Source organism: Parageobacillus thermoglucosidasius (genome assembly GCF_001295365.1).
GTDB classification, from domain to species: domain Bacteria; phylum Bacillota; class Bacilli; order Bacillales; family Anoxybacillaceae; genus Parageobacillus; species Parageobacillus thermoglucosidasius.
On sequence record NZ_CP012712.1, the window covers coordinates 2,660,890 to 2,682,123 of the forward strand.

Sequence of the window (21,234 nt, forward strand, 5' to 3'; positions counted from 1 at the left end):
TGGGATATTCCCTTTTATATATCCTTAATTTAATACGAATAAAAAATATTGCCAATATTATCGTCCGAGTATACAAGACACCATGAATTTTTTCTCAATGAATTTTACGTGGTCAATCAATGGGAGCCCATTTTTAAAGGGCTTTATTACCGTTATAAGAAAAATGCGAACAGCGGAAGGCGCTGTTCGCCTTATTGGAAACTTTCTCGCGCCGCTAAAAAATCATCCCACATTGCCAAAAATAAATCAATCAGCTTCGGATCAAACTGCTTTCCACGCCCATCTAATAAAATTTCTTTCACCTTTTCAGGCGGAAATGCGTCTTTATAAACTCTTTTTGATAATAAAGCATCAAACACATCGACGATCGCAACAATGCGCCCTTCTAACGGAATTTCTTCACCCTTTAAGCCGTTCGGATACCCGCCGCCATCCCACCATTCATGATGTGTACGAGCGATGTTCGCCGCCATTTGAATAACTGGCAAATCAAGGTTTGCGAGAATTTGATGCCCGATGAGCACATGTGTTTTCATTGACTCCCATTCTTCTTTTGTCAATTTTCCAGGTTTATTCAAAATATAATCAGGAATGCCGACTTTTCCGATATCATGGAATTTGGCAGCGATTTCAATATGGGAAACAAATTGTTCATCACATCCCGCCAGGCGAGCTAACATCCCAGAAAGCTTTCCAATGCGATGGACATGATTTTTTGTATCATCATCGCGATATTCCGCTAATTGCAACAACCGTTCTAACATATCGAACATGACCTTCGACTCTTTCGTCACATCTTGAATCACAAGCAGTGCACGGGAAAGTTCAAAAATTTTCGTTTGCGGAAGCAAGCGAATTTTATAATAATTCAATCCTTTTTCATTTCCAAGCGTTGTGAGCATCGCTTCGCTTTTATGTTTCAGAACGGGGCACTCTGGACATGGAACAGTGCGGTTATGCAACAATTCATAACAGCGCCGCCCAACCGGATGTTCCTTATTAATCCCAAGCGTTTTTAAAAGCCGTTTCATTTTATCGTCAATCCACGTTATCCGCCCAAAGTCAATCGTACTAATTTCATATGCATAAATATCAAGAAAATCAAAATCACGCAAAAATAAATATGGGCGGATGATCTCGTTCATCATTGCTAACGTAAACTTGGAAAAGCGTTCAAATGAATGAATATATTGAACGATGCGGGGATTATGTACATACTCTTTCGTTAAAAACACTTGCTTAAGCGCCTCGCAAAGCGACTCGGCTGCAATATGAAAAAAGTTTTCATGAAACCGCTGCTCAATAATAAGCCGGCTCCAATCGCGGATAATGAGAAAATATGCTTCCAAATCGTCATATATCTTTTCTTGAAAAAACTGTAATAAAAAATTTCGCACGTAAGCCAAATACTTTTCCTTTTGTAAAAAACTATAGTGACTTTCCTCCTTTAATCGCCGAAAGAGCGAATGATGAAAATGTTCCATAATACTATCAATGCGAAAAGAAATATACCCGCTAAATTGATCTAGGTTTTTTAAGTCTTGATTCGTGAAACCGTTGACTTGCCGCAATTTGTCTAATTCATGCCGCAATGGGTGTGCTGCTTTTTCGATTTCCGCCGCCTTATATGCTTCAAGCGTCAACTGCATATCAAACGAAAAAATCGCCTGAATAACAAGCAAGATATGGGTCGCTTGCTCTGGAAGCACTTGCGAAATGTGTTTATAAATAATATCTATGTATTTTGTATACGTAGCTAAATACCATGCCAAATCAAGGCCGATTTCCGAGTGAGCCCGGCCGATGTGATATCGCGTTTGAATATAATGATCGTCAATCGTTGCTTCCAAACATTGCTGCAAATACCGTTTTTGTGTTGTTTTCAGTTTCTCTAATGTGGAGTGGCGCTGAATGAACTCCCGCAAGGAATCAATCCCCCATATTTCTTCATATAATTCATTAACGATGGAATCAACAAGCGTGAGCAATATATTTCTATATTCATAGACATACTGCAGCCTTTCCTCCGTCACCCCTGTAAAGCGCAATTGCTGCAATCGTTTTTTATCCGTTACTTGTATTCTTTCCATTCCAAAAAACCCTCCCAGTCTTAAAAAATCCCCCTTTATTATTTTCATTATAATATACCTTTTTCCTCGCCACCCTAAAATTTCTTGATTTTTATGAATCATACGTTTACTTAGCCTGTACCAATCTTGTTCCATTTTCAGCGATGGTTGTTCCGCTAATCTCCCGGTCATGAGTCCATCATCGCACATCCACACCGTTTCATTATTAAGAACATGCTCATTTTTCCATCCTCAAAATGGATTTTAATAGAATTTTATTCCTGCCATTTGGTTTTTATATGTCCATCGCACTTCATTCCTATTATTCGGCAATGTATAATTTATTCGGGGGATTATTATACAGGGAGGGGATTATATGTCAAAATATCCATTCTACCGGCTTTTACAAGATGAAACAGGAGCCTTTCAGCTATTCCGGAAAAAAGAGAAACATAGCCCAGCCGCTCCATCTGTTTCTTCGCCGCCGTCCACTTTCATCGAAGCACACTATCGCCAGCTTGCGGAAGGGGAGTATAAAAATCTAGTGTCTTTTGTCGGACTCACCGCCGATGATTTGCAACGGTTAGCGAATGTCCGACCGCTTTTCGAGAAACACGTATCCAAAATCGTCAATGCTTTTTACGACCACATCGGCAACATGCCTCACTTAGCGCAAATCATTCAAAGCCATTCGACGATTGACCGTTTAAAGCAAACATTGCGTGCCTATTTATTGGACATGGTATCGGGGGAAGTTGGTGAACAATATGTATTGCGCCGGAAGGTAATCGGGCAGGTTCATCATCGCATCAATCTGTTCCCTGAATGGTATCTCGGGGCTTATATCATCATTCAAAACGAAGTATTGCGCATGCTGATGCAAGAATTGCCACCGCATGAAGCGGCAGACGTATACCATTCTTTCATGAAGCTTTGTTGGTTCGATATACAAATAGCCATTACGACATATATCGAAACACACACATCGTCCATGATGAAGTTAAGTGAAATCGAAGAACTCCAACACCGTTTAACGAAGTCGTCAACTGCTCTTGCCGCCAGCGCAGAAGAGACAACGGCCTCCGTCACCGATCGGGAAAAATGCGTCAACGAAATGTTAAATGAAATAAACTCCATTCAAACACAGTCCAGCGAAATGATCGCAAAAGTAGAAAATGGAAAACATGATGTTGCCCGGACATTGACAAAACTCGATAACGTCGCCCAGCTAGTGGAAGGAACGAAAGCACTCACTACTGAACTTGCCGACAGTTCAAAAAAAATCGATGAAATTGTCACCACTATCCGCAACATCTCCAACCAGACGAATATTTTATCTCTTAACGCAAATATTGAAGCTGCGCGCGCCGGCGAACATGGGAAAGGGTTTGCGGTTGTCGCTAGTGAAGTACGCAAGCTGGCCATACAAACAGAGCAGTCTCTCGACTATATTCAAAATCATATCGATATCGTCCAACAAACGATTCAAAAATTTGAGGCAGCGTTTCAGCGCATCGTTGAAGAAACGGGCATATTCCGCCAAGCGAACGAAAGCATCATCCAAGTGTTTGAAGACACAGCCGCAAGCGTAAGAGCCAATGGCGAAAAAATCGACCGGTTTGCTTCATTTGTCAAAGACTTTCAACAAACCTTTGAAGAGATTATAAAAGCGTCCCATCAAATCGCGCAAATGGCGGAGGATCTAAGCAGTTTAAACAACGAACTAACCGAAAAGTTTAAAAAATAGCAAACCATTATTCCGCTGTTAGAAAGGACAGCCTTCATTTCGACTGTCCTTTTTGCTTTCGCTGCGCAGTTGATTCGGCACAATTCAAACTATCTCTTCCAAATATTAGTTCAATTCTTGGGTAATCATCGTTAATTTATCTGCAGAGAGAGATACCTCTTCAAACGCTTTTCCTAATTCATCTATCACATTCACAAAAGATATTAATTCTGTCTCTATCTTATTGTTTTGTTGCATTGTTTCCGCCATTGTGTCTAAAATTTGCTCGAATCGTTTCTCTGTTTCTTGCATGTTTTGATTGCCATTTTTCACTTCTGTTCTTATTTTGTCAAGCGATTTTGTCAGTTTCTCTACTTGTTTTTGGGTATTTTGGATTAGAGAAGATACTTTTGAAACAGAGTTCTTCGTTTGCTCAGACAAATTTCGAACTTCTCCAGCCACAACAGCAAAACCACGACCGGATTCCCCTGCTCTTGCGGCCTCAATGGTTGCATTCAGTGATAATAAGTTGGTTTGGTCAGCAATTCCAGTGACAATACCGACTATTTCTTGCATTTGATTTGATATTTCCAGTAATATATGGACATCATTGGATATATCATCAACAGCACTGTAAATGTTAGACATGATTAATGCTTGTTTATGCATATGTTCTTTTCCTTTTTCGGCACGTTCTTGCGCGCTTAGCGACAGCTTAGTTCCGTTTTGTGCAAGAGAAACGATTTCGTTTGATTGCGAGATTAATTGCTGGAAAGAAGCATTGGTTTGCTCCGAGATTGCCGCCAGATTTTGCGATGCACTTGCAACATTATTACGAACTAACCGTTTTTGTTCCTCAACTGCTTCCTTTAATCTTTCTGATTCAGCAGCATATGCCTCTAATACTAACTGTTGTTCTAAATTTAAAATTTTAGAGACAGCTCTTATAGCAAGGAAGCAATCTTCCTTATTAATGATGTTTTGTTGGATAATATCCATGAGTGCTAAAAATAAATCCTGAAATGCACACATATACCATTTCGTTGGCAGACCTATCTTAACATGCATATGGGCAATTTTAATCCTTTTGTCGATGAAAGAGGCATCCACTCTTCCATTAAACATTTCCATAATATGTTGTCTTAATGTCTTTTTTAACTTCTCGATCGAACTGTGATCATTAATAATTTTCAACAGTGAAAGTTCATTTTCCAAGTTCTTATAAAACCTGTCCACAATAAAATTAATGTTTTCGATTACGAATGGCTGTATTGCGTTAATAATATGTAAATCTTTTTCGGTCAGGCCGATCATCGTTATTTGCTTTTCAATTTCACTGCCTTTCGTTATACTTATATCGCCTCTCCCGTTTTCAAAACTAACATTTGAGTTTTCGCGCTTTGTTCTTTTGAAGAGCACCTATGTTTCACCCCGTTGAACATATAAGATTGCATATCTAATTTCATTCGCCTGCCCACGGTGCCAGCTGAAATCTGTTGCCCAGCTAGCCCAAGGACAGCAAGCATGCAAGCGAATAAAATACCATTTCTCTTTATTGCAAACAAATCCATCTATGCTGTTAGCACGGATGAAATGGATCGACAAAAACAGAAAAAGCACACTTAACAAACTTTCTCAGTCCTTTTTTCTATAAATTTGTGATATTTTTGTTTTGGCAATGCATTGCCCAACTTCAACCAACATGCTGCATTTGTCCGGCATGCGGTTGATCCTCTTCTTCGATTTCCAGCTCTCTTAAAATTTTGTCCCGATATTTTCGGTTTTTGCGCGTTCCTGAAATAATTTCAGAAAGGCGGCTTAACGGGATTTCATGCTGTGCGCAAAACTCCTTATGGGTCAATTCCAGTTCTGCCAAGCGCCGCTTGATTTTCCACCCTAACGGAGTGACGCGTTGTTTACGAACCGACATTGGACTAACTCCTTTCTTTGATGCGTAGGAATTCTGTTTTCCGATATCGAATTTTGATAAAATGAAAGAGGGATTACTATATTGGAAACCAGAATTCGTCATGGGACGCTCATCCAAACATCTATTCCCAAACCGCTACGTCCGGGCGCATTTCCCGGAACGTTCTCTGTTGTTATCGATGCCGGCAATACGCAGCAGGAGCTTCCGCAATCTTAAAAACTTCATTCAGGAGATTGGGCTTGCTCATCTCCATCATGCTGCAAGCCGTACAGTGAATGAATAAAAGCCCAATCTCCTCAATGCGTCCAGTTCAGCGGCTAACTATTCTCGGAAAATAAAATGCAGCTTAAGGCTAATACCCTCTTTTTATAAAGCAAATTTCTCCTAGAGCATCCATTTTTCCTGCTTAAACCAATAGAAAAAGGAGCTGCAGAAAACAACTCCTTATGCGCTCAAAAATAATAGGAATAATGCGGTATTGGAAAAGGTGAGCTGCATGATGACCGAGCTGTTAACGCGGAAAAACTTGGTTGGCACCGCACAGCCCGCTAGTTTATTAAGAAGGCGCTTTAAGAAATGCCCTGATGACATGACATCAACTTCTTGACAGTACTGAACGTGTTGCAAAACGTATAACGAATGCATAAATACACATAAAAAATCCACCACCTTGGAAATCATATACAGTGACCAAAAAACAACTCTCCAAGGGGTGGGCACTATCATGATTTCCAATTTAAACAACGAACATGCATGGCCTTATGAAATTGATCCAATTTTAGAAGCATTATTTCGATATGTTGACTCGCTATCATTGCCCGAAACACCGTATGTGACAGGAAGACCGCCGGTGTCGAAAAAATCGTTGTTGAAATGTTTCTTTTTGAAAACCTATTTTGCTATTGGTTCCTTGCGAAAATTAGTACGCATTCTGCAGCGTTTTCGCTGTTTTCAACGGGCCTGTGGGCTTGGTGAAGTCCCTCATCTGTCTACGTTCTCCCGCGCGGCGAAGTGGTTCCGGGAACAGGGATTTCCTGTTTTTCATGCACAACTGCTCAAAGATCTAGAAGTTCGGTATCCTCAAATTGTGCTGATCGACAGCACAGCTCTTCGAAGCAGTCTTTACGATTCGCAAGCAAAGTGGGGAGTGTCCACCCGATACCACTGGTTTAAAGGATATAAGCTTCATCTCTGCACCACTGCCGAGGGAATCATTTTATCTCATGTGTTGACCACAGCGAATCGGAATGATGCAGCAGTAGCACCAGAATTGCTTGTTTCTTTAAAGCAGTGGGATATCGAATTGGTATTGGGCGATGCCGCATATGACAGCGAAAAGGTTCGTCAAACAGCGGAGCAGTCAGGAATCCTATTGCTTTCCCCTATCAACCGCCGCAATAGCGAAGAACGAAAAGACGCCTATGGACGTGTTCTTCCTGTCTTTTTGAAAACAAGGTTTGGCCAGTGGCTGTTTGGACTTCGTCGTGAGATTGAACGAGTATTTAATGAATTAAAGAGTGACGGGTTGGAACAGCCAAGATGGTATGGATTTCATCGATATTTACTACATGTGTTATGTTGCATCCTTATGCATAATTTCGAGTTTTTACTCTAGTTTTGCAACACCATCAGTACTTTTTATTAGAGTCTCTTACCAATCTTATCCGTTATATGCCCATTTTAATAAATAGACAAAATCTTTTTCTGTTACTTTTCTAGGATTACCAGCTGTGCAAATATCTTGCATTGCGTCTTTGGCCAAAGAAGGGATATATTTTGCAAATTCGGTTTCGTTAATATCGCATTCTTTGAAACTTGACGGTATATCCAGCTTTTTATTAAGAAACTGAATGGCAGTAACCAAACTTATGACCCCTTCTTTTAAGGTTGAGCTTGGCAAGCCTAACATTTTCGAAATTTCTGTATACCTCTTCGCCACAGGAGAAGCATCCATCGTATCATCGCAAAGACCGCTATTATATTGGATAACATAAGGCAATAAAATAGCATTAGTTCTGCCATGCGGCAAATGAAATTTTGCGCCAACCGCATGTGCGAGGCTATGATTAATCCCTAAAGACGAATTGGTAAACGCAATACCAGCCATACAGGACGCTATGTGCAATTTCCCTCTGGCATCAAGGTCTTCCCCAAAACGATATGCCCTTAATAGATAATTAAATACCATTTTAATGGACCGCTCAGCAAATATATCGGTAAATTCTGAAGAGTTTAAAGAAACATATGCTTCAATGGCATGAGTGAGCACATCCATGCCTGTATCCGCTGTGACAGAAGGTGGCACAGTTATCGTTAATTGCTCATCTAAAATGGCAACATCAGGGAGCATCCTTTCATCACGCAAAGGAATTTTTAAATGATTCGTTGTATCCGTAATGACTGAATAAGATGTCATTTCTGAACCTGTTCCGCTAGTTGTGGGGATTGCAATCAATAATGGTTTTTTTAAATCCATTTCTATATCAGATATGTCTTTCATGTAGTGATAAAAAAGCAACATCGCTTTAGCAGCATCAATGGCTGAACCACCGCCAAGCGCTATCACCAGCTCTGGCTGTTCTTGCAAAAAACATTCAAAAGCCTTTTTGACGGTTTCTATGGACGGATTAGGCTCTACATCCGGAAAAATTTTAAACGCAGCACCTTTTATTTTTTCGATAATCTTCTCTGCCATGCCCAGTTTCAGCATCGTCTGATCCGTTACAATAAAGACTTTTCCTGCATTAAAATCAGACAAATGATTTAATGAATGGTTTCCGAAATAAATTTTTGGTTTCAAAAAGAATGTATTCATTTCTTTTCCCACCGACCTTTTTCCTCTACTTGTTTTTGTCAGTAGTTATAAATTGTAACCACCTGAAACGTTAAGCATTGTTATGTCATTCAATTCGGTAAATCAATTATGAAACAGATTATTGCTCAATCAAGTAATAAGTTGAATTACATCAATGTAGTAAAGATGAAAAGACTGCAAATAAGAATTGTCGTTGCCGGAGGATCGATATGAGTATCAACATGCTTATTAATTGTTTTTTCAATAACATCCCCCAGTACACCCGCAATCACGGCAAACAAAATTCCAACCAAAATACTCCCACTTGCAACAGTTGCATAACCGGCAACTAGCGTAATGTGGTGTGTTACAGGTATATCAAAACCTAGCAATAAAAAGATTAATAATGCTGCACTGATCACAAATCCCAACACCTGAATTTGAGTTAGATCAACACAGTAAGAAATCACCGCTCCTAAACCTAGAGAATAAAGAAGAATAAAGTACAATGATTTTGTATCAGATATAAATTTTCTCTTTTCTCCATTTGAAGGTGTAAACTTCCCAAAAATTCCTGTTTTGCCAAAAATCAAACGAACGATTAATCCAGATGTGAATACGGTCATTGCAATAGTATCAACAGGAATGGACAGATAAACATATAAATAGTTAATTAGATAACCTAAAACTCCAAAAACTCCACCCACCAATAATACTGACAAATCGTTGGTCTTCTTCAATGGAGTTATGATGTCAACACCATTTTCAAGACAATGTTTCTTATTGGCAGCGAATGCTGCAGCTGCTACGCCACCCGCAAATGCAATATGTGGACCAAGTAGAGCGCCAAAGGTAATATCATTTAAAATCGTTGCAGGCCCACCAGCTGCAAGTACACCTACGCCAATTAAACCGATAAAACCAGTAAAAATAAATACTGGAAGCGCTCCTAAGATTGCACCTAACATTCCCCCGCCAAATGAAGCCAATATTAAAGACCAACTCATGATCTCACTTCTCCCTCTTTAAATGTTGATATCTCAACGGTTTTAAGGGTGTCCATAAAATATTTTTTGACACGACTTCTTATTTGTGGATATATGACAAGCACATCTTTCGCATCGTGCTTGGTTAGATAGTTTAGCTCTTTGCCGCGGGTTCATCACGAGAAAAATCCCCTTCTCTTCAAGGAAATAGGCGAGGCTCAACCAATAGTGCTCCGCTGGTTCAAGACCAATGATGACTTCGCTTTTCCGAATACCTTCATGGCATCCACAATGTACTGATAAAATCACTCAAATCCCGTTTTTGATGGAAGCACAGGAAACGATTTTTAACATCCTCCCTCGCTTGTCGACAAAGCAAATTACGATATTCATACGTTTCATCCGTCCACTTGATCCATCTTCTAGTTTTGCAATACCATTCATATATAGCCCCCTTGGCATCTTAAAGGGCAATCCGGTTGGTCGCTACCTCCCCCGAACCGTACCAAGAGGGCTTTTATTCAAGTTCACCAAAAAGTTTTTAACAAAAATTTTATCTTATCGACAAAGCATCCACTAAGACACATTTTCTTTTTCTTGCAAAGTCTTTTGCTGAAGTTAAGCCTTCACCTGTAGGCCCCGCTATGGTGAAGGTAGCATATCCTTCACCGCCTACGCCAATGCCGGCATAAGATGGAGCATTTTTTACAAAAATCGTAGTTTGGATTGCCTTTGCGAATTTTGTTAAATGATCTACATTTTTAGAATGCATAATCGCCGTATGTCGGAACCCATGTTCAACTTCCACAGCTAGCTCGATAGCTTGATCCACGTTTTTGACGCGGACAATAGGCAAAATTGGCATCATTAACTCGACTGTTACTAATGGATGTTTACCATCTACTTCCATTATTGCTACACGGATGTCAGGCGGAACATTGATGCCAATATGTTTTAAAATATAGGCTGCATCTTTACCAACAAATTCTTTATTGGCATGTCCATTCTCTACCACTAAATCAGTTAGTTGTTGTATTTGTTCTTTATTCGTTATTTCATATGCACCGTGTTTTTTCATATAATCAATTAAACGGTCGGCAATCGATTCGACAGCAATTACTTCTTTTTCTGCAACACACGGAAGATTATTGTCAAAGCTGCATCCAGCGATAATATCTTTCGCTGCCTTTTCAATATCTGCCGTCTCATCCACAACTACTGGCGGATTTCCAGCACCGGCACCTATCGCTTTTTTCCCGCTTGAGAGCACTGCTTTTACCACTCCTGGCCCTCCGGTAGCCACCAGCATTTTAATGGTTTTATGTTTCATCATGATCTCCGCTTGCTCAATGGAAGGATTTGCAACCGTTGTTATCAAGTTCTTCGGCCCGCCTGCTTCAACGATTGCTTGATTGAAAATTTTAATCGCATACAAAGATGTATTTTTTGCTCTCGGATGCGGGCTGAAAACAACGGCATTTCCTGCAGCGATCATTCCGATTGAATTACAAATAATCGTCTCAGTAGGATTTGTTGTCGGTGTGATCGCTCCTATAACACCATAAGGCGAAAGTTCAACAAGCGTTAAACCATCATCGCCAGAAAAAACTTCTGTCCGCAAGTCTTCAATGCCTGGAGTTTTTTCGGCTGCAAGTAAATTTTTTACTATCTTATCTTCATATTTACCCATCCCTGTTTCGTCCACTGCCATTCTTGCAAATTTTTCCGCATTCTCCTTGGCAGCTTTGCGAATTGCCTCAATCAGTTTCCCTCTTTGCCCAAGAGATAGTTGCACAAGTTCTTTTTGGGCGATTTCAGCTGCTTCAATTGCTTGATTCATATGGTCAAATATGCCCCATTCGCATTCGGTTTCTGCCGGCTTCTTTTTCTCTTCCATTTCCTCCAGTATTTTTCTTACAAGTTTCTCAATTTTTTGTGCATCCACGCTCAATGTAATCCTCCTCTCTCTTCTTCAAACAATGTTAAAACCGCTTGGGCAATTTCCATGTCTTCTTCTACAGATCCACCGCTGACTCCAATTCCCCCAATAATTTCATCATTTATTTTCAGCGGGTATCCGCCGCCAAAAGTGACAATTTTATTTTGATTGGAAACTTGGATACCATAAAGTTCTCTGCCAGGCTGGATGAGAGGAGCTAATTCATGAGTGGCCATTTTTAATGCCACAGCCGTATAAGCTTTATTAGGAGAAAGATCTAAACTTGCTAACAGCGCCCCTTTCATTCTGTGCAATAACACAATATTCCCGCTTGCATCAACTGCGGTAAAAACAATAGGCACTCCGATTTCCGCAGCTTTCCGTTCTGCAACGTTTGCCATTTTTAAAGCCATTTCGAGGGTAAGTTCATGGCTTGTTTTGCCCGTGCGTATTTTTTCAATCACCTTTTCTTTTATCCCTTCCACCATACTGTAGTAAACTTCAGCCCGTGCTAACATAAAAAGGGCGTCAGATAACCGATTCATAAATTGGATAATTTCCAAACGGACGTTTGACGTTTTACTAAGATTCACGATTAATCTTTCTGCCCGGCGAATAATGGCTCTTGCCAAATGCAAATGGCTAGATGCCGTTGTTTCTCCCGGAATAATAAATTCATGGATTGGCCCGAGCTTTTTTTCATAATGATCTATGATGTCTTCCAATGTTGTTACATCCTTGCCGCTGACTTTCTCCTTTAACAAGCTGTAACCCTTTTCATCGCTGGCCAATTCTGCCCCAACAACAAATAGTTGTTTTTGAATATCCCGAATAATGCTTTTTATCTCCTTATTTTCTATTTGCGAATAAGCAACTCCTAATGCGGCATTCGCTTCATCTAATGTTCCATAACAGGCGACTTGCAAACTATCTTTGGAGATTCTGCTTCCCCCTAAAAGACCTGTCTCCCCTTTATCTCCTTTTTTTGTATATATGGCCATTTATTTGTTCCTCCTCTATCCATTGATTTCCACAGAGTCGACAATGGCTACTATTGCGGAATCGATGGAGGAAGTGGACGTACCAAATACATATCCAGCAGATTCACCGTTTGTTACAATGACGTATTCCCCTGTCCCTGCACCGACCGAGTCAACAGCAATTTCAATGCTGTCAAGTTTTTCTCCTTCTTTATTCACCTTTTGTACAATTAATAACTTTTTGCCAACAAGGTCATCGTTTTTCCTAGTAGCAACGACACTTCCCACGACGATTCCGATATACACGGATGATCACCTTCACCTATCTGTCTTGGATAATATCGACACCTAATTCTTTGGCTGTCTCTAAAGCAAGAGGACTTATAATAGTCGTTTTAGGAACAATTAAAGCATGGCCATTATTTTTAGCTTCAATAATGTCCATTCGAGTCAGAACGTTTTTCTTAATGTTTTTGGTTTTCATCGGTTGATTGCTTTCTTTCTCCTCATGTAAAAAAGAAAAGGCAATATTTTTCACCGATTGATATAAATCCCCGGCATTCACAAGTTTTATTCCGTAACTTTCTATTGTTTGAAGATGTTTGTTCATATTTTCTAAATATGCACTTGGTATACGATGAAAACCGAGTTGCTTTCTCATTGGTGTTTGTAAATCACACGCATCTTTTGCTGCTACAATCGGTATTCCTTTCATAATGGCATGAGCGACAAGATTTGTCGCCATGCTATCCGCTATACCGACCGAAATTTTCGCTGCCGTGTTTAACGTCAAAGTTGGAATAATTAAAACATTGATATTTTCATAAAATGGCCTGATGCCATTAACCTCTTTTTCAACAAACAGATTGGATATGCCTAGTTCCTTTTTTATAACATGAGGTGTCAGAACATGCTCCGCACTATTGGATAACAATATATTGAAATCCCAACCATCATCAAGAAGAAGTTTCAATTGTTGGATGGCTTCTTTAAAACCTAAAGCTCCGCCGGTAAACAAAACAGTAGCTTTTTTCGTTTTCTCTTGCAGTTTTTTTAACACTTCTTCCACGATCATGTTTATGATCTCTTCCATATTCAAACGCTATCCACCTCCTTTCAACTAAACAACCCGATGCCTAACGGAGTTACTAAAAGGGGATGAACAGGTTTGATGGTTTCAATGCCGATCTGTTTCAAAAAGACTTTTTCAAATCCAGCAAAACAGCACGCTCCACCAACCAAAAAAATTTTATCGATATCATGGCCTTCTATATGTCTTTTAACGATAGAGGCCATTTTTTCAATAACAGGTACGACGATAGGAAAAACTTCCTTTTGTCTGTTCGGATCTTTTTTTAGCTTTTCTGCTTCTTCAAATGAAATTTTATAGTATCCTGCTAAAACTAAACTCATATGGGTTCCTCCGGTAGGTTCGTCGGCGGTATAAATCACCTCTCCATTTTTTAAAATACTGATCCCAGTTGTCCCTCCGCCAACATCAACAACCGCTCCATCCGTTACGTTCAAAACAGAAGCTGCTGCAGTTGGTTCATCAACAACCCGGACTACTTCCATGCCCGCTGATTCCACAACGTTTGAAATGGCTTTCATATTTCCGCCTACTGTCCCAGGAGGAACCGCAGTCGCAGCATAGGTCAATGTTTCTCCAATTAATTCTTCTACTTGCCTTTTCAGCTCTTTCACAATTCTTACTGCCCCGACATAATCGACGACCAATCCATCTTTGACAACAGATGCTGGATAAAGTGAACCAGCAACCGGATTGCCAAACTCGTCCAAAACCGATAGCACTATATTCGCAGTCCCCAAGTCGACGCCTACTTTTAACTTTCCATGATATTGTCTTGCTTGATGTTCATAAATTAGTTTTGCAAAAGTATTAATATAGTTGTTCACTTCTATCAAATCTGCAGACATCGCGAATCTTTACCTTTCATTTCACTATTTTTCCTATATCTCCGTTTCTCAATCCTGCAGCATTCGCCTCATCTGTATCTAAATGCATTTCTAAAACGTAATTTTTTGAAACTCGAATAAGAACATTTTTAAAAATCGTTTTTCTTTCTTTGCCAACTTCAACATCTACCATGTCCTTATCTTTTAATTGAAATTTCGCTGCAAATTCTGGCGGAACATGTATGTGCCTTAGTGCCGCAATCACACCTTCTTTTAGTTTCACAATGCCTTTTGGGCCTTGAATGATGATTCCTGGTGTGCCCGCAATATTTCCTGATTCTCTTACTGGTACAGAAATCCCTAACTGAAAACTATCTGTAATCGATATTTCCACTTGCGTTTTACTTCTTATCGGCCCTAAAATCCTTACATGTTGGATTTCTCCTTTAGGCCCTTTGAGAGTAACGGTTTCATTTGCAGCAAATTGTCCCGGCTGTTTTAAATCTCTTAATTTCGTCAAGCGGTAGTTTTTGCCGAAAAGACTTTCTAAGTCTTCTTGGGACAAATGAACATGCCGGTTAGAAACGCCGATTGGCACATATGGACCTTCTTCTATTTCCTGTATTCTTTTCATTACTGCTTTGAAAATTTTGTCTTGCAGTTCATTGCTCATTTTAGTGCCTCCATTATTGGAAAACTAGCTTAAATGCTTTTTGGCAACATTTTTTCCACATCTGTATGCGGTCTGGCAATGACATGAGTGGAAATGACTTTTCCAACTTTTTCAGCGGCCGCTGCCCCGGCATCGACAGCCGCTTTCACTGCACCGACATCTCCACGGACCATAACAGTGACTAATCCAGAACCAATCTTCTCATAGCCTATTAACGTCACATTGGCCGCTTTAGTCATTGCGTCCGCTGCTTCTATTGCCCCAACTAATCCTTTTGTTTCAATCATTCCTAATGCATCATTCATTTGCTATCTTTCCTCCTAATCTCTTGATAATGAATACAAGCTGACTTTAAATCACCTTTTTTTCTGGGACATTTTGGATCATGGCAAAGATTGCATACTTCTTTATCATTCGGCTGTTTTTCATTGCCTTGTTCTTCGAAAATTTTCCTGTTTTCTGGAGTGGATGGATGCGTTTTTTGATCCAATTCTTTTGGCTCTTCCAGCAAAGAAGGCTTTTCTTTCCGCAAATGTGTCTCAGGCTGCTCATGTTTCACTTCATCTTTTTCTTTTAATTCCGCTATTTCTCGCATGGCCTCGTCTGAGTGCGTTTCTTCTCGTTTGTTCGATTCAGAGGCCCCTTCTTCATTCTGATTGGTTTGTAATGGCATCTCTTCCGTTTTTTCTTTTTTTCCATCGTTAATAGGGCCGACTGTTTCTTTGGAATGAATGATTTTCTCTAACTCATCATGTGGTCTGGCAATGATATGTTTACTGTATACATTGCCAACTCGTTTTGCCGCCTCCCATGCTGCTTCCACCGCTGCTCTGACAGCCGCTACATCGCCTTCCAATTTTATCGTTACCATTCCGCTTCCTTTTGTTAATTCATATCCTAGCAAAGAAACGTTGGCCGATTTCACTGCTACATCCGCTGCCTCTATTGCCGAAACCATTCCATACGTTTCAATGATCCCAATTGCGTTAATCCCCAAAAATCTTCACCTCCTTGTTACGTAATTTCTTCAAGACGCTGAAGAACTTTTTTGACAATGCGGGCAATTTCTTCTGCGGAAATGGTGCTATTCGCTTTATCTTCGCCGGTTTCTTGAAACGTTTTAAAAGGTATTCCTTTAACCAGCCTCGCAGCATTGGATCCTAAAATACGTTGTTTATTTTTTTCATTTTGTTTGATCTGAAAAAGCGGCTGATCTTTTCGCAGCTTTGCATAATGAAGAACAATTTGGTTATCTGCACCAACTCCTATTCCAACCCCTAAAATAGAATCTGTGGCGGCTTGATGGCCAAGTTCCAAGGAATTATTTCCCTCTTTTTTTTTCAAAACAGAGGGAACGCCTTCTTCTTCCATTCCATAAAGTAAAGGGCGGAAGGAAGAATCATTTAGCAGCGGGCTATAATAAACATGGATTGCTGGTCGGGCCGATCCATTGTCTATTGTCATGGCGTCCCTCTCCCTTCCCCAAGAGCCAAGATTAATCCGGTTGCTACGGCATTGCGCGGCCCTTCTGTTCCTCTTATATTCCCTCTTCCAGCAACTACACCATATTGCGATAATGCATCTGTTACTAATTGAGGGATCTCAAAGTCTAATGCCGATCCTCCAACTAAGACAACAAATTCGATATCTCGTATATTTCCAGTAGGGGATACTAAACTTAACGCTCTGATTGCATTGGTAACAAAAACCTTTTCTTTTGCCTTGCGCCGGACATGTCTTATTTTTTCAAGAGAATGCTGGCCTGGAACAGGGATCATTTCCCCGTCTTTCAAGATAACAACTCTAGCAAATACATGTGGTTCTAACGGTTGTTCAAAAAATTGCACTGTACCATCTTCATGACGGATATGGTATAGGCTTTCTACTTTTGCTAAAGGATATTTTTTAATATCTTCAGCTAAACCGGTATCATCAAACCCTAATTCCGAATTAATTAGCAATGTTACCATATCGCCTGCTCCAGCAAGATGAACAGATGTGATTTTCCCATCTCTAGTCATAATCGAGGCATCTGTGGAACCAGCCCCCATATCAAGTATGGCTATTGGCATATTTGTTCCCGGAGTGGAAAGCGCCCCGCGAACGGCCATATCTGCTTCAACTCCCCCAACCTCAACTTGGACATTTACTTGCGATTGAAGTTCATCCGCTATCAATTTCATTTGTAATTTGTCAGCTTCTACCATAGCTGCAATGCCAACTGCATTTTCCATGGAAAATTCTTCGGCCAGCCCGCCTTTTACTTTTTGCGGGATAAACGTATCGACAGCTAACAAGTCTTGTATTCTTATTTTATTTGGCGGCTGGTTCGTCAGCTCTGACATGACTTGCCTTACTCTTTCCAACATGCCTCCTACGTTTGTTCCAGGCTCCCCTTTTATATCTTCAATCGGTGCAGAAGCAGTGACCATCGCCATAATTTTTTCTGCGCCTTCGTCAACATCAACTGCTGCTTTTTTCTTGCCAAATATATAAATTTTTCCCGCAGGGATGGTTCTAGCCCGCACATCTCCTTTTGGAGTTTTGATGACTACGGCCGATCGGTTCCCTATTAGGGCACGCGCTATCGGAACAATCATCTTCGTTTCATCCGCGCTTAATTCAAAAACAGTCGCAATCCCGTACGGATTGGATAAAACCTCTACGACGCCGCCTGGCGGTGCCACTTCCACAGCGGCTTTCATACCTACTGGCACTTTTTCTAATAAGCTGACTTCATCAACAATCGGGATTTTCTTTTTTATCCTATTATTAATTAATACTCCGTCATCTTTTTGCACAATCGCTCCATTCACTTTCATTCCTTTATCCAACGCTTCATTTATTATTTCTGCCGCAGTTTCAAAATGATATTCCTTTCCGATTAATACGATATAGTCATCAGTGGTACTGGCATTTTTTAAGTCTGATATATTTATAGTTTTTCCTATGCCTAAGCCCATTCCCCCTGGAGTGGAAGGATTGTGGCCAATCATCGTTGATTCAGTAATGATCGTCTCTGTGATGGTTTCCATTGCCACATCCCCAATCACAGGAGCCGCTTCATTTAATCGAATAAGATCTAAATCTTCTATTTTACGATTAATTTTGTTGAGAGCTTGTTGAATGGCAGCCAGGGCACCATGGATATTTTGACGGGTTCCTTTAATTCCTGTTGTATTTACAAGACCACTTGATAAAAAAGTAATAGTATTGTCATCGCTTACTTGCGCAATCGCCACTTCTGTCGTGGCATTGCCTATATCCACTCCCGCAACTAATTTCATCTAATAAACCTCCACGCAAGGTTATTCGCTGTCTTTTCTCAGTCTGTCTCTTAATTCATAGACTTCTGCAGCTTCCCGGACTAATTTAGCGTTCATTTTTGCATGATATTGATGCTCAAGTTCATCAGCGATCGCTAGCAACTCATCTTTCGTGGAGCGATATGGCCGAAGCGCATTATAAATTTCGAGAATCCGTTTATCAGGAATTGCTATAAGTTCTGCTGCTCTTCTAAGGTTTGCTGCAAATTGTTTTCGCCCCATTGAATCTGCTATTTGTGCTTGCAGCTCAAGAGTTTCCGGTGAAATACGTATATCTTCCGGCTTAACGTCTCCGTCTATAACCCCTTTTAAGTTAATCTCATCCAATGATTTACCTGTAGGGGTTTTTATTAATTCCGGCCATTTTTCAGCCAATGGGTAGTCATGTTTTACATCCACTTTTACCCATTGATTTTTCTCATTTTTTTCCGTGTTAACTTCCGCACCATTCATAGAGGCCATTATTTCTTTCACAATTTGTTCGATTAATGCTTGATTCAACTTTCGTCACCTCCGGTTAATAAAACTTTACTTCTAATTCAACTGCTTTCTTATTGCGGTCAACATGTTCTGTTTCTTTTATATGAAGAAGCGCGGCAATCGCTTGATATTTTGGCCGGGCCATTTGATCATTCCGGGTAGGGACAGGGTTTGGCGATTCCCCTTTTGCATATTTCGCAGCATTTTTGCCAATTGCGCGATAAGTTTCTAAGTCTAGCAATGGTGCTTGGGGAAATAATTCAAGATTATTTAACGGCTGCAAATCTTTTTGGTGAATAACCGTCGTTCCTTTGGACTGAATGCCTATCCCGATACCTGAGCCGCTTAATTTAGCGGCATGGTGAGCAATAAACCCAACATCTGAAGTATGATAAACTTTAATCACCCGTGCAGCAAGCCCCTCTTCTTCAATACCGGCAATCACTTCCTTTAATAAATCCGCATGTGGAACACCGACGATGGTTTTGGTTTGGTATTTGCCAAATGCCGGCCCTAATCCAATAACGACTTCATCTTTTCTTGTGCCGACTTCCGCCGTTCCTTTTTCCACAAGTTCTAATCCATTGCCGTTTTTTGCTGGCGGTTTGGGATGACCGTTTTCATTAACATCTACTTCTACTTCTTTTTCTTCAAATTGAAAACTTTTTAAAACTTCTTCCACTACATCACGAATGATCTGTTCGTTAATGATCATCTTCCACACCCCTTTCAACGATTAATGAATATCTTCTGGCCTGATAGCATTAGGAATGTTTTTGATTTCTTCCCATCTTTCCTCACTCATTCGATATCCTGTTCCCGGTCCCATATAATCGTTCAAATCATTTACGGCACTAATCACTTTAAAATCTTTCGTAATAATGGCAGACGTATGCAAGTAGTCACCAGATATACGTTGTTTCAACATATTTAACACATTTTGGGCAATATCATCAAAACCATGTTTGCTTAAGGCTTTAACAACATCAAGACCAGTAACTCCGCGTTTCATCATCTCTTCTGCAGCTCTTATATCTTCCACTACATTCCGTTCCGGCATATCTTTGCTTCCATGCGCATAAGTGGCTGCTTCGACTTCTTCATCTGTGATGGCAGGAAGTCCTAATTCTTCAAACACAGCCTGAATTGCTTTCGCCGCTTTATTTCTTACCGCAATGACTTCCTCTTCTGTAACAGGGCGCAACCCGCCATCCACTTTTAAATCGCGCTGCAATACGTTGTAATCATCAAAATCTTCTGCGTCGAAGTTAGATCCAGCAAACATATTGTCATAGTTAGGAGTCGAGCTGTATCCAGAAAAGATAAAGTCTGTGCCAGGAAGCATTTGCATAAGAGTGCGAGCTGTTCTTCTAATATCGGAATGTGAAAATGTTTGGTCATTTCCAGACGCAACTTCCAGATCCAACATTGCTGCTATTAAATTTTCGGCAAGCACAGCACGAATTCCAGACGGAACGCTTCCAGGAATACCGATGCAGCTGATCGATCCGTTTTGCAAACCTTGTACACCGGCACCTTTGGCAATAAAAATGCATCGTGCTTCGAGATATAACATGGATTTGCCTTCTGCATACCCCATTTGTACTTCCGATCCAGTACCTGATGTAAACCGCATTTTTAATCCGCGAGAAGCATAAGCGGATGCCAGGAATGCTTTAGAATATGGAGTATCGTCACCATCGACAAATACAGGCTCTGTTCCATATACAGAAATGGTTTCAGCATAGCAGCTAAGCCCTCGCAAACCTAGCTCTAATTCGGTTGCCTCTTCCAGTGAACATTGCGTTAAGACACCGCCACGGCCTGTTTGTGAGCCAACTAAAAGGGATAAAGCGTTCAATGGATAGTAACGGACAATGCCAACGGTCGTTTCCATTTCATCGAATCCGCGTAGTGCCGCCTCTGCTGCATCTGCTGCAATTTGAACAGGATTATCTTTAACGTTAGTGACGTGGCATTGGATAGACGGCGTTTTTCTTGCTCTCATCTTTTGCAGTGCCATCATCATCTCAACCACATTCATGTAACCGACAACCTCGCAAATCTTTGCGGGAGTCATTGCGGTAGTAAGAGGGATAATTTTCTCACGTGGCACGTTAATATCAACTAGCATTCTTGCCAGCTCTAATGAGTCCATTGCCATGACTTCTTCTGCCTTGTCCAGATTGATCCCGTAATCCGCAATGAAATAATCAATAAAATCAAATTGGTCACGTGTTTTTCCGTCCAATTCAACAACAACGCCATTTTCGATTTTTATACTTGGCTTAGGATCATTTGGACCGTTCATCGCGATTAAACCAACTTCCGGCCATTCCGCTACGAACCCATCCTGATTAACCGGCCGTTTCGCTAATACTTGAAATCGCTTGGATCTCATAACATTCCCTCCC

At 40.5% G+C, this 21,234-nt stretch carries 20 protein-coding genes and 1 pseudogene; 2 read left to right on the forward strand and 19 right to left on the reverse strand.

Annotated elements, in window-relative coordinates; all coding sequences use genetic code 11:
* Nucleotides 1-191: 191 nt before the first annotated feature.
* The gene (locus AOT13_RS13015; protein ID WP_042385926.1) at nt 192-2,090 is read right to left on the reverse strand and encodes an HD domain-containing phosphohydrolase; all 1,899 of its coding nucleotides are present in this window, start codon (nt 2,088-2,090) and stop codon (nt 192-194) included.
* A 355-nt stretch (nt 2,091-2,445) separates the two neighbouring features.
* On the opposite strand from AOT13_RS13015, the gene AOT13_RS13020 reads away from it, so the two are divergent.
* Nucleotides 2,446-3,816, forward strand: a complete 1,371-nt coding sequence (locus tag AOT13_RS13020) for a globin-coupled sensor protein (RefSeq protein WP_042385923.1) — start codon at nt 2,446-2,448, stop codon at nt 3,814-3,816.
* Between the two features lie 105 nt (nt 3,817-3,921).
* Here AOT13_RS13020 and AOT13_RS13025 read toward each other — a convergent pair whose 3' ends face one another.
* Both AOT13_RS13025 and AOT13_RS13030 read right to left on the reverse strand, forming a co-directional pair.
* The gene (locus AOT13_RS13025; protein WP_042385922.1) at nt 3,922-5,214 is read right to left on the reverse strand and encodes a globin-coupled sensor protein; all 1,293 of its coding nucleotides are present in this window, start codon (nt 5,212-5,214) and stop codon (nt 3,922-3,924) included.
* 274 nt (nt 5,215-5,488) lie between these two features.
* Nucleotides 5,489-5,725: a hypothetical protein gene (locus tag AOT13_RS13030; protein WP_013400813.1), complete on the reverse strand. Its 237-nt coding sequence runs from the start codon at nt 5,723-5,725 to the stop codon at nt 5,489-5,491.
* Nucleotides 5,726-6,449: 724 nt separating this feature from the next.
* Here AOT13_RS13030 and AOT13_RS13035 point away from each other — a divergent pair.
* On the forward strand, nt 6,450-7,340 hold the full coding sequence (locus AOT13_RS13035) for an ISNCY family transposase (RefSeq protein ID WP_045844703.1): 891 nt from the start codon (nt 6,450-6,452) through the stop codon (nt 7,338-7,340).
* Nucleotides 7,341-7,385: 45 nt separating this feature from the next.
* Here AOT13_RS13035 and AOT13_RS13040 read toward each other — a convergent pair whose 3' ends face one another.
* The 16 genes and pseudogenes from AOT13_RS13040 to AOT13_RS13110 form a co-directional block, all read right to left on the reverse strand.
* Nucleotides 7,386-8,552: a 1-propanol dehydrogenase PduQ gene (locus AOT13_RS13040; protein ID WP_003250407.1), complete on the reverse strand. Its 1,167-nt coding sequence runs from the start codon at nt 8,550-8,552 to the stop codon at nt 7,386-7,388.
* 134 nt (nt 8,553-8,686) lie between these two features.
* On the reverse strand, nt 8,687-9,526 hold the full coding sequence (locus tag AOT13_RS13045; protein ID WP_013400811.1) for a DUF7973 family transport facilitator: 840 nt from the start codon (nt 9,524-9,526) through the stop codon (nt 8,687-8,689).
* Between the two features lie 92 nt (nt 9,527-9,618).
* Nucleotides 9,619-9,883, reverse strand: a pseudogene (locus tag AOT13_RS20140) (IS110 family transposase); the annotation flags it as partial.
* A 175-nt stretch (nt 9,884-10,058) separates the two neighbouring features.
* Entirely contained in the window at nt 10,059-11,450 is a 1,392-nt protein-coding gene (locus AOT13_RS13050) for an aldehyde dehydrogenase family protein (RefSeq protein ID WP_080695391.1), read from the reverse strand.
* Nucleotides 11,451-11,452: 2 nt separating this feature from the next.
* Nucleotides 11,453-12,445, reverse strand: coding sequence for a cob(I)yrinic acid a,c-diamide adenosyltransferase (locus AOT13_RS13055; RefSeq protein ID WP_003250402.1), 993 nt, complete (start codon nt 12,443-12,445; stop codon nt 11,453-11,455).
* Nucleotides 12,446-12,460: 15 nt separating this feature from the next.
* Complete coding sequence (locus AOT13_RS13060) at nt 12,461-12,730, reverse strand: EutN/CcmL family microcompartment protein (protein WP_003250400.1); 270 nt, start codon at nt 12,728-12,730, stop codon at nt 12,461-12,463.
* Between the two features lie 16 nt (nt 12,731-12,746).
* Entirely contained in the window at nt 12,747-13,517 is a 771-nt protein-coding gene (locus AOT13_RS13065; RefSeq protein WP_230457121.1) for a flavoprotein, read from the reverse strand.
* Between the two features lie 23 nt (nt 13,518-13,540).
* A complete protein-coding gene (gene eutJ, locus AOT13_RS13070; RefSeq protein ID WP_003250397.1) occupies nt 13,541-14,362 on the reverse strand; it encodes an ethanolamine utilization protein EutJ in 822 nt (273 codons plus the stop codon).
* Between the two features lie 16 nt (nt 14,363-14,378).
* Nucleotides 14,379-14,975, reverse strand: coding sequence for a phosphate propanoyltransferase (gene pduL / locus AOT13_RS13075; protein WP_198404535.1), 597 nt, complete (start codon nt 14,973-14,975; stop codon nt 14,379-14,381).
* Nucleotides 14,976-15,043: 68 nt separating this feature from the next.
* Nucleotides 15,044-15,319, reverse strand: a complete 276-nt coding sequence (locus AOT13_RS13080; RefSeq protein ID WP_003250393.1) for a BMC domain-containing protein — start codon at nt 15,317-15,319, stop codon at nt 15,044-15,046.
* A complete protein-coding gene (locus tag AOT13_RS21265) occupies nt 15,316-16,011 on the reverse strand; it encodes a BMC domain-containing protein (protein ID WP_003250392.1) in 696 nt (231 codons plus the stop codon). Before AOT13_RS21265 ends, AOT13_RS13080 begins: the two co-directional genes overlap by 4 nt.
* A gap of 17 nt (nt 16,012-16,028) precedes the next feature.
* Complete coding sequence (locus AOT13_RS13090) at nt 16,029-16,478, reverse strand: glycerol dehydratase reactivase beta/small subunit family protein (protein ID WP_042386038.1); 450 nt, start codon at nt 16,476-16,478, stop codon at nt 16,029-16,031.
* Nucleotides 16,475-18,301, reverse strand: coding sequence for a diol dehydratase reactivase subunit alpha (locus AOT13_RS13095; protein WP_003250388.1), 1,827 nt, complete (start codon nt 18,299-18,301; stop codon nt 16,475-16,477). The genes AOT13_RS13090 and AOT13_RS13095 overlap by 4 nt, the downstream gene beginning before the upstream one ends.
* A gap of 21 nt (nt 18,302-18,322) precedes the next feature.
* Nucleotides 18,323-18,841 carry a diol dehydratase small subunit gene (locus AOT13_RS13100; protein ID WP_042386040.1) on the reverse strand — a complete coding sequence of 173 codons (519 nt, stop codon included), beginning with the start codon at nt 18,839-18,841 and terminating at the stop codon, nt 18,323-18,325.
* A 16-nt stretch (nt 18,842-18,857) separates the two neighbouring features.
* Nucleotides 18,858-19,535 carry a propanediol/glycerol family dehydratase medium subunit gene (locus AOT13_RS13105; protein WP_003250384.1) on the reverse strand — a complete coding sequence of 226 codons (678 nt, stop codon included), beginning with the start codon at nt 19,533-19,535 and terminating at the stop codon, nt 18,858-18,860.
* Between the two features lie 21 nt (nt 19,536-19,556).
* Nucleotides 19,557-21,221: a propanediol/glycerol family dehydratase large subunit gene (locus AOT13_RS13110; RefSeq protein ID WP_003250382.1), complete on the reverse strand. Its 1,665-nt coding sequence runs from the start codon at nt 21,219-21,221 to the stop codon at nt 19,557-19,559.
* Nucleotides 21,222-21,234: the final 13 nt, after the last annotated feature.

Coding starts and splice junctions, on each gene's coding strand:
- AOT13_RS13015 (WP_042385926.1), bottom strand. CDS start 2,090: ATGGAAAGAATACAAGTAACGGATAAAAAACGATTGCAGCAATTGCGC.
- AOT13_RS13020 (WP_042385923.1), top strand. CDS start 2,446: ATGTCAAAATATCCATTCTACCGGCTTTTACAAGATGAAACAGGAGCC.
- AOT13_RS13030 (WP_013400813.1), bottom strand. CDS start 5,725: ATGTCGGTTCGTAAACAACGCGTCACTCCGTTAGGGTGGAAAATCAAG.
- AOT13_RS13035 (WP_045844703.1), top strand. CDS start 6,450: ATGATTTCCAATTTAAACAACGAACATGCATGGCCTTATGAAATTGAT.
- AOT13_RS13045 (WP_013400811.1), bottom strand. CDS start 9,526: ATGAGTTGGTCTTTAATATTGGCTTCATTTGGCGGGGGAATGTTAGGT.
- AOT13_RS13055 (WP_003250402.1), bottom strand. CDS start 12,445: ATGGCCATATATACAAAAAAAGGAGATAAAGGGGAGACAGGTCTTTTA.
- AOT13_RS13065 (WP_230457121.1), bottom strand. CDS start 13,517: ATGGAAGAGATCATAAACATGATCGTGGAAGAAGTGTTAAAAAAACTG.
- eutJ (WP_003250397.1), bottom strand. CDS start 14,362: ATGTCTGCAGATTTGATAGAAGTGAACAACTATATTAATACTTTTGCA.
- pduL (WP_198404535.1), bottom strand. CDS start 14,975: ATGAAAAGAATACAGGAAATAGAAGAAGGTCCATATGTGCCAATCGGC.
- AOT13_RS13080 (WP_003250393.1), bottom strand. CDS start 15,319: ATGAATGATGCATTAGGAATGATTGAAACAAAAGGATTAGTTGGGGCA.
- AOT13_RS13090 (WP_042386038.1), bottom strand. CDS start 16,478: ATGACAATAGACAATGGATCGGCCCGACCAGCAATCCATGTTTATTAT.
- AOT13_RS13095 (WP_003250388.1), bottom strand. CDS start 18,301: ATGAAATTAGTTGCGGGAGTGGATATAGGCAATGCCACGACAGAAGTG.
- AOT13_RS13105 (WP_003250384.1), bottom strand. CDS start 19,535: ATGATCATTAACGAACAGATCATTCGTGATGTAGTGGAAGAAGTTTTA.
- AOT13_RS13110 (WP_003250382.1), bottom strand. CDS start 21,221: ATGAGATCCAAGCGATTTCAAGTATTAGCGAAACGGCCGGTTAATCAG.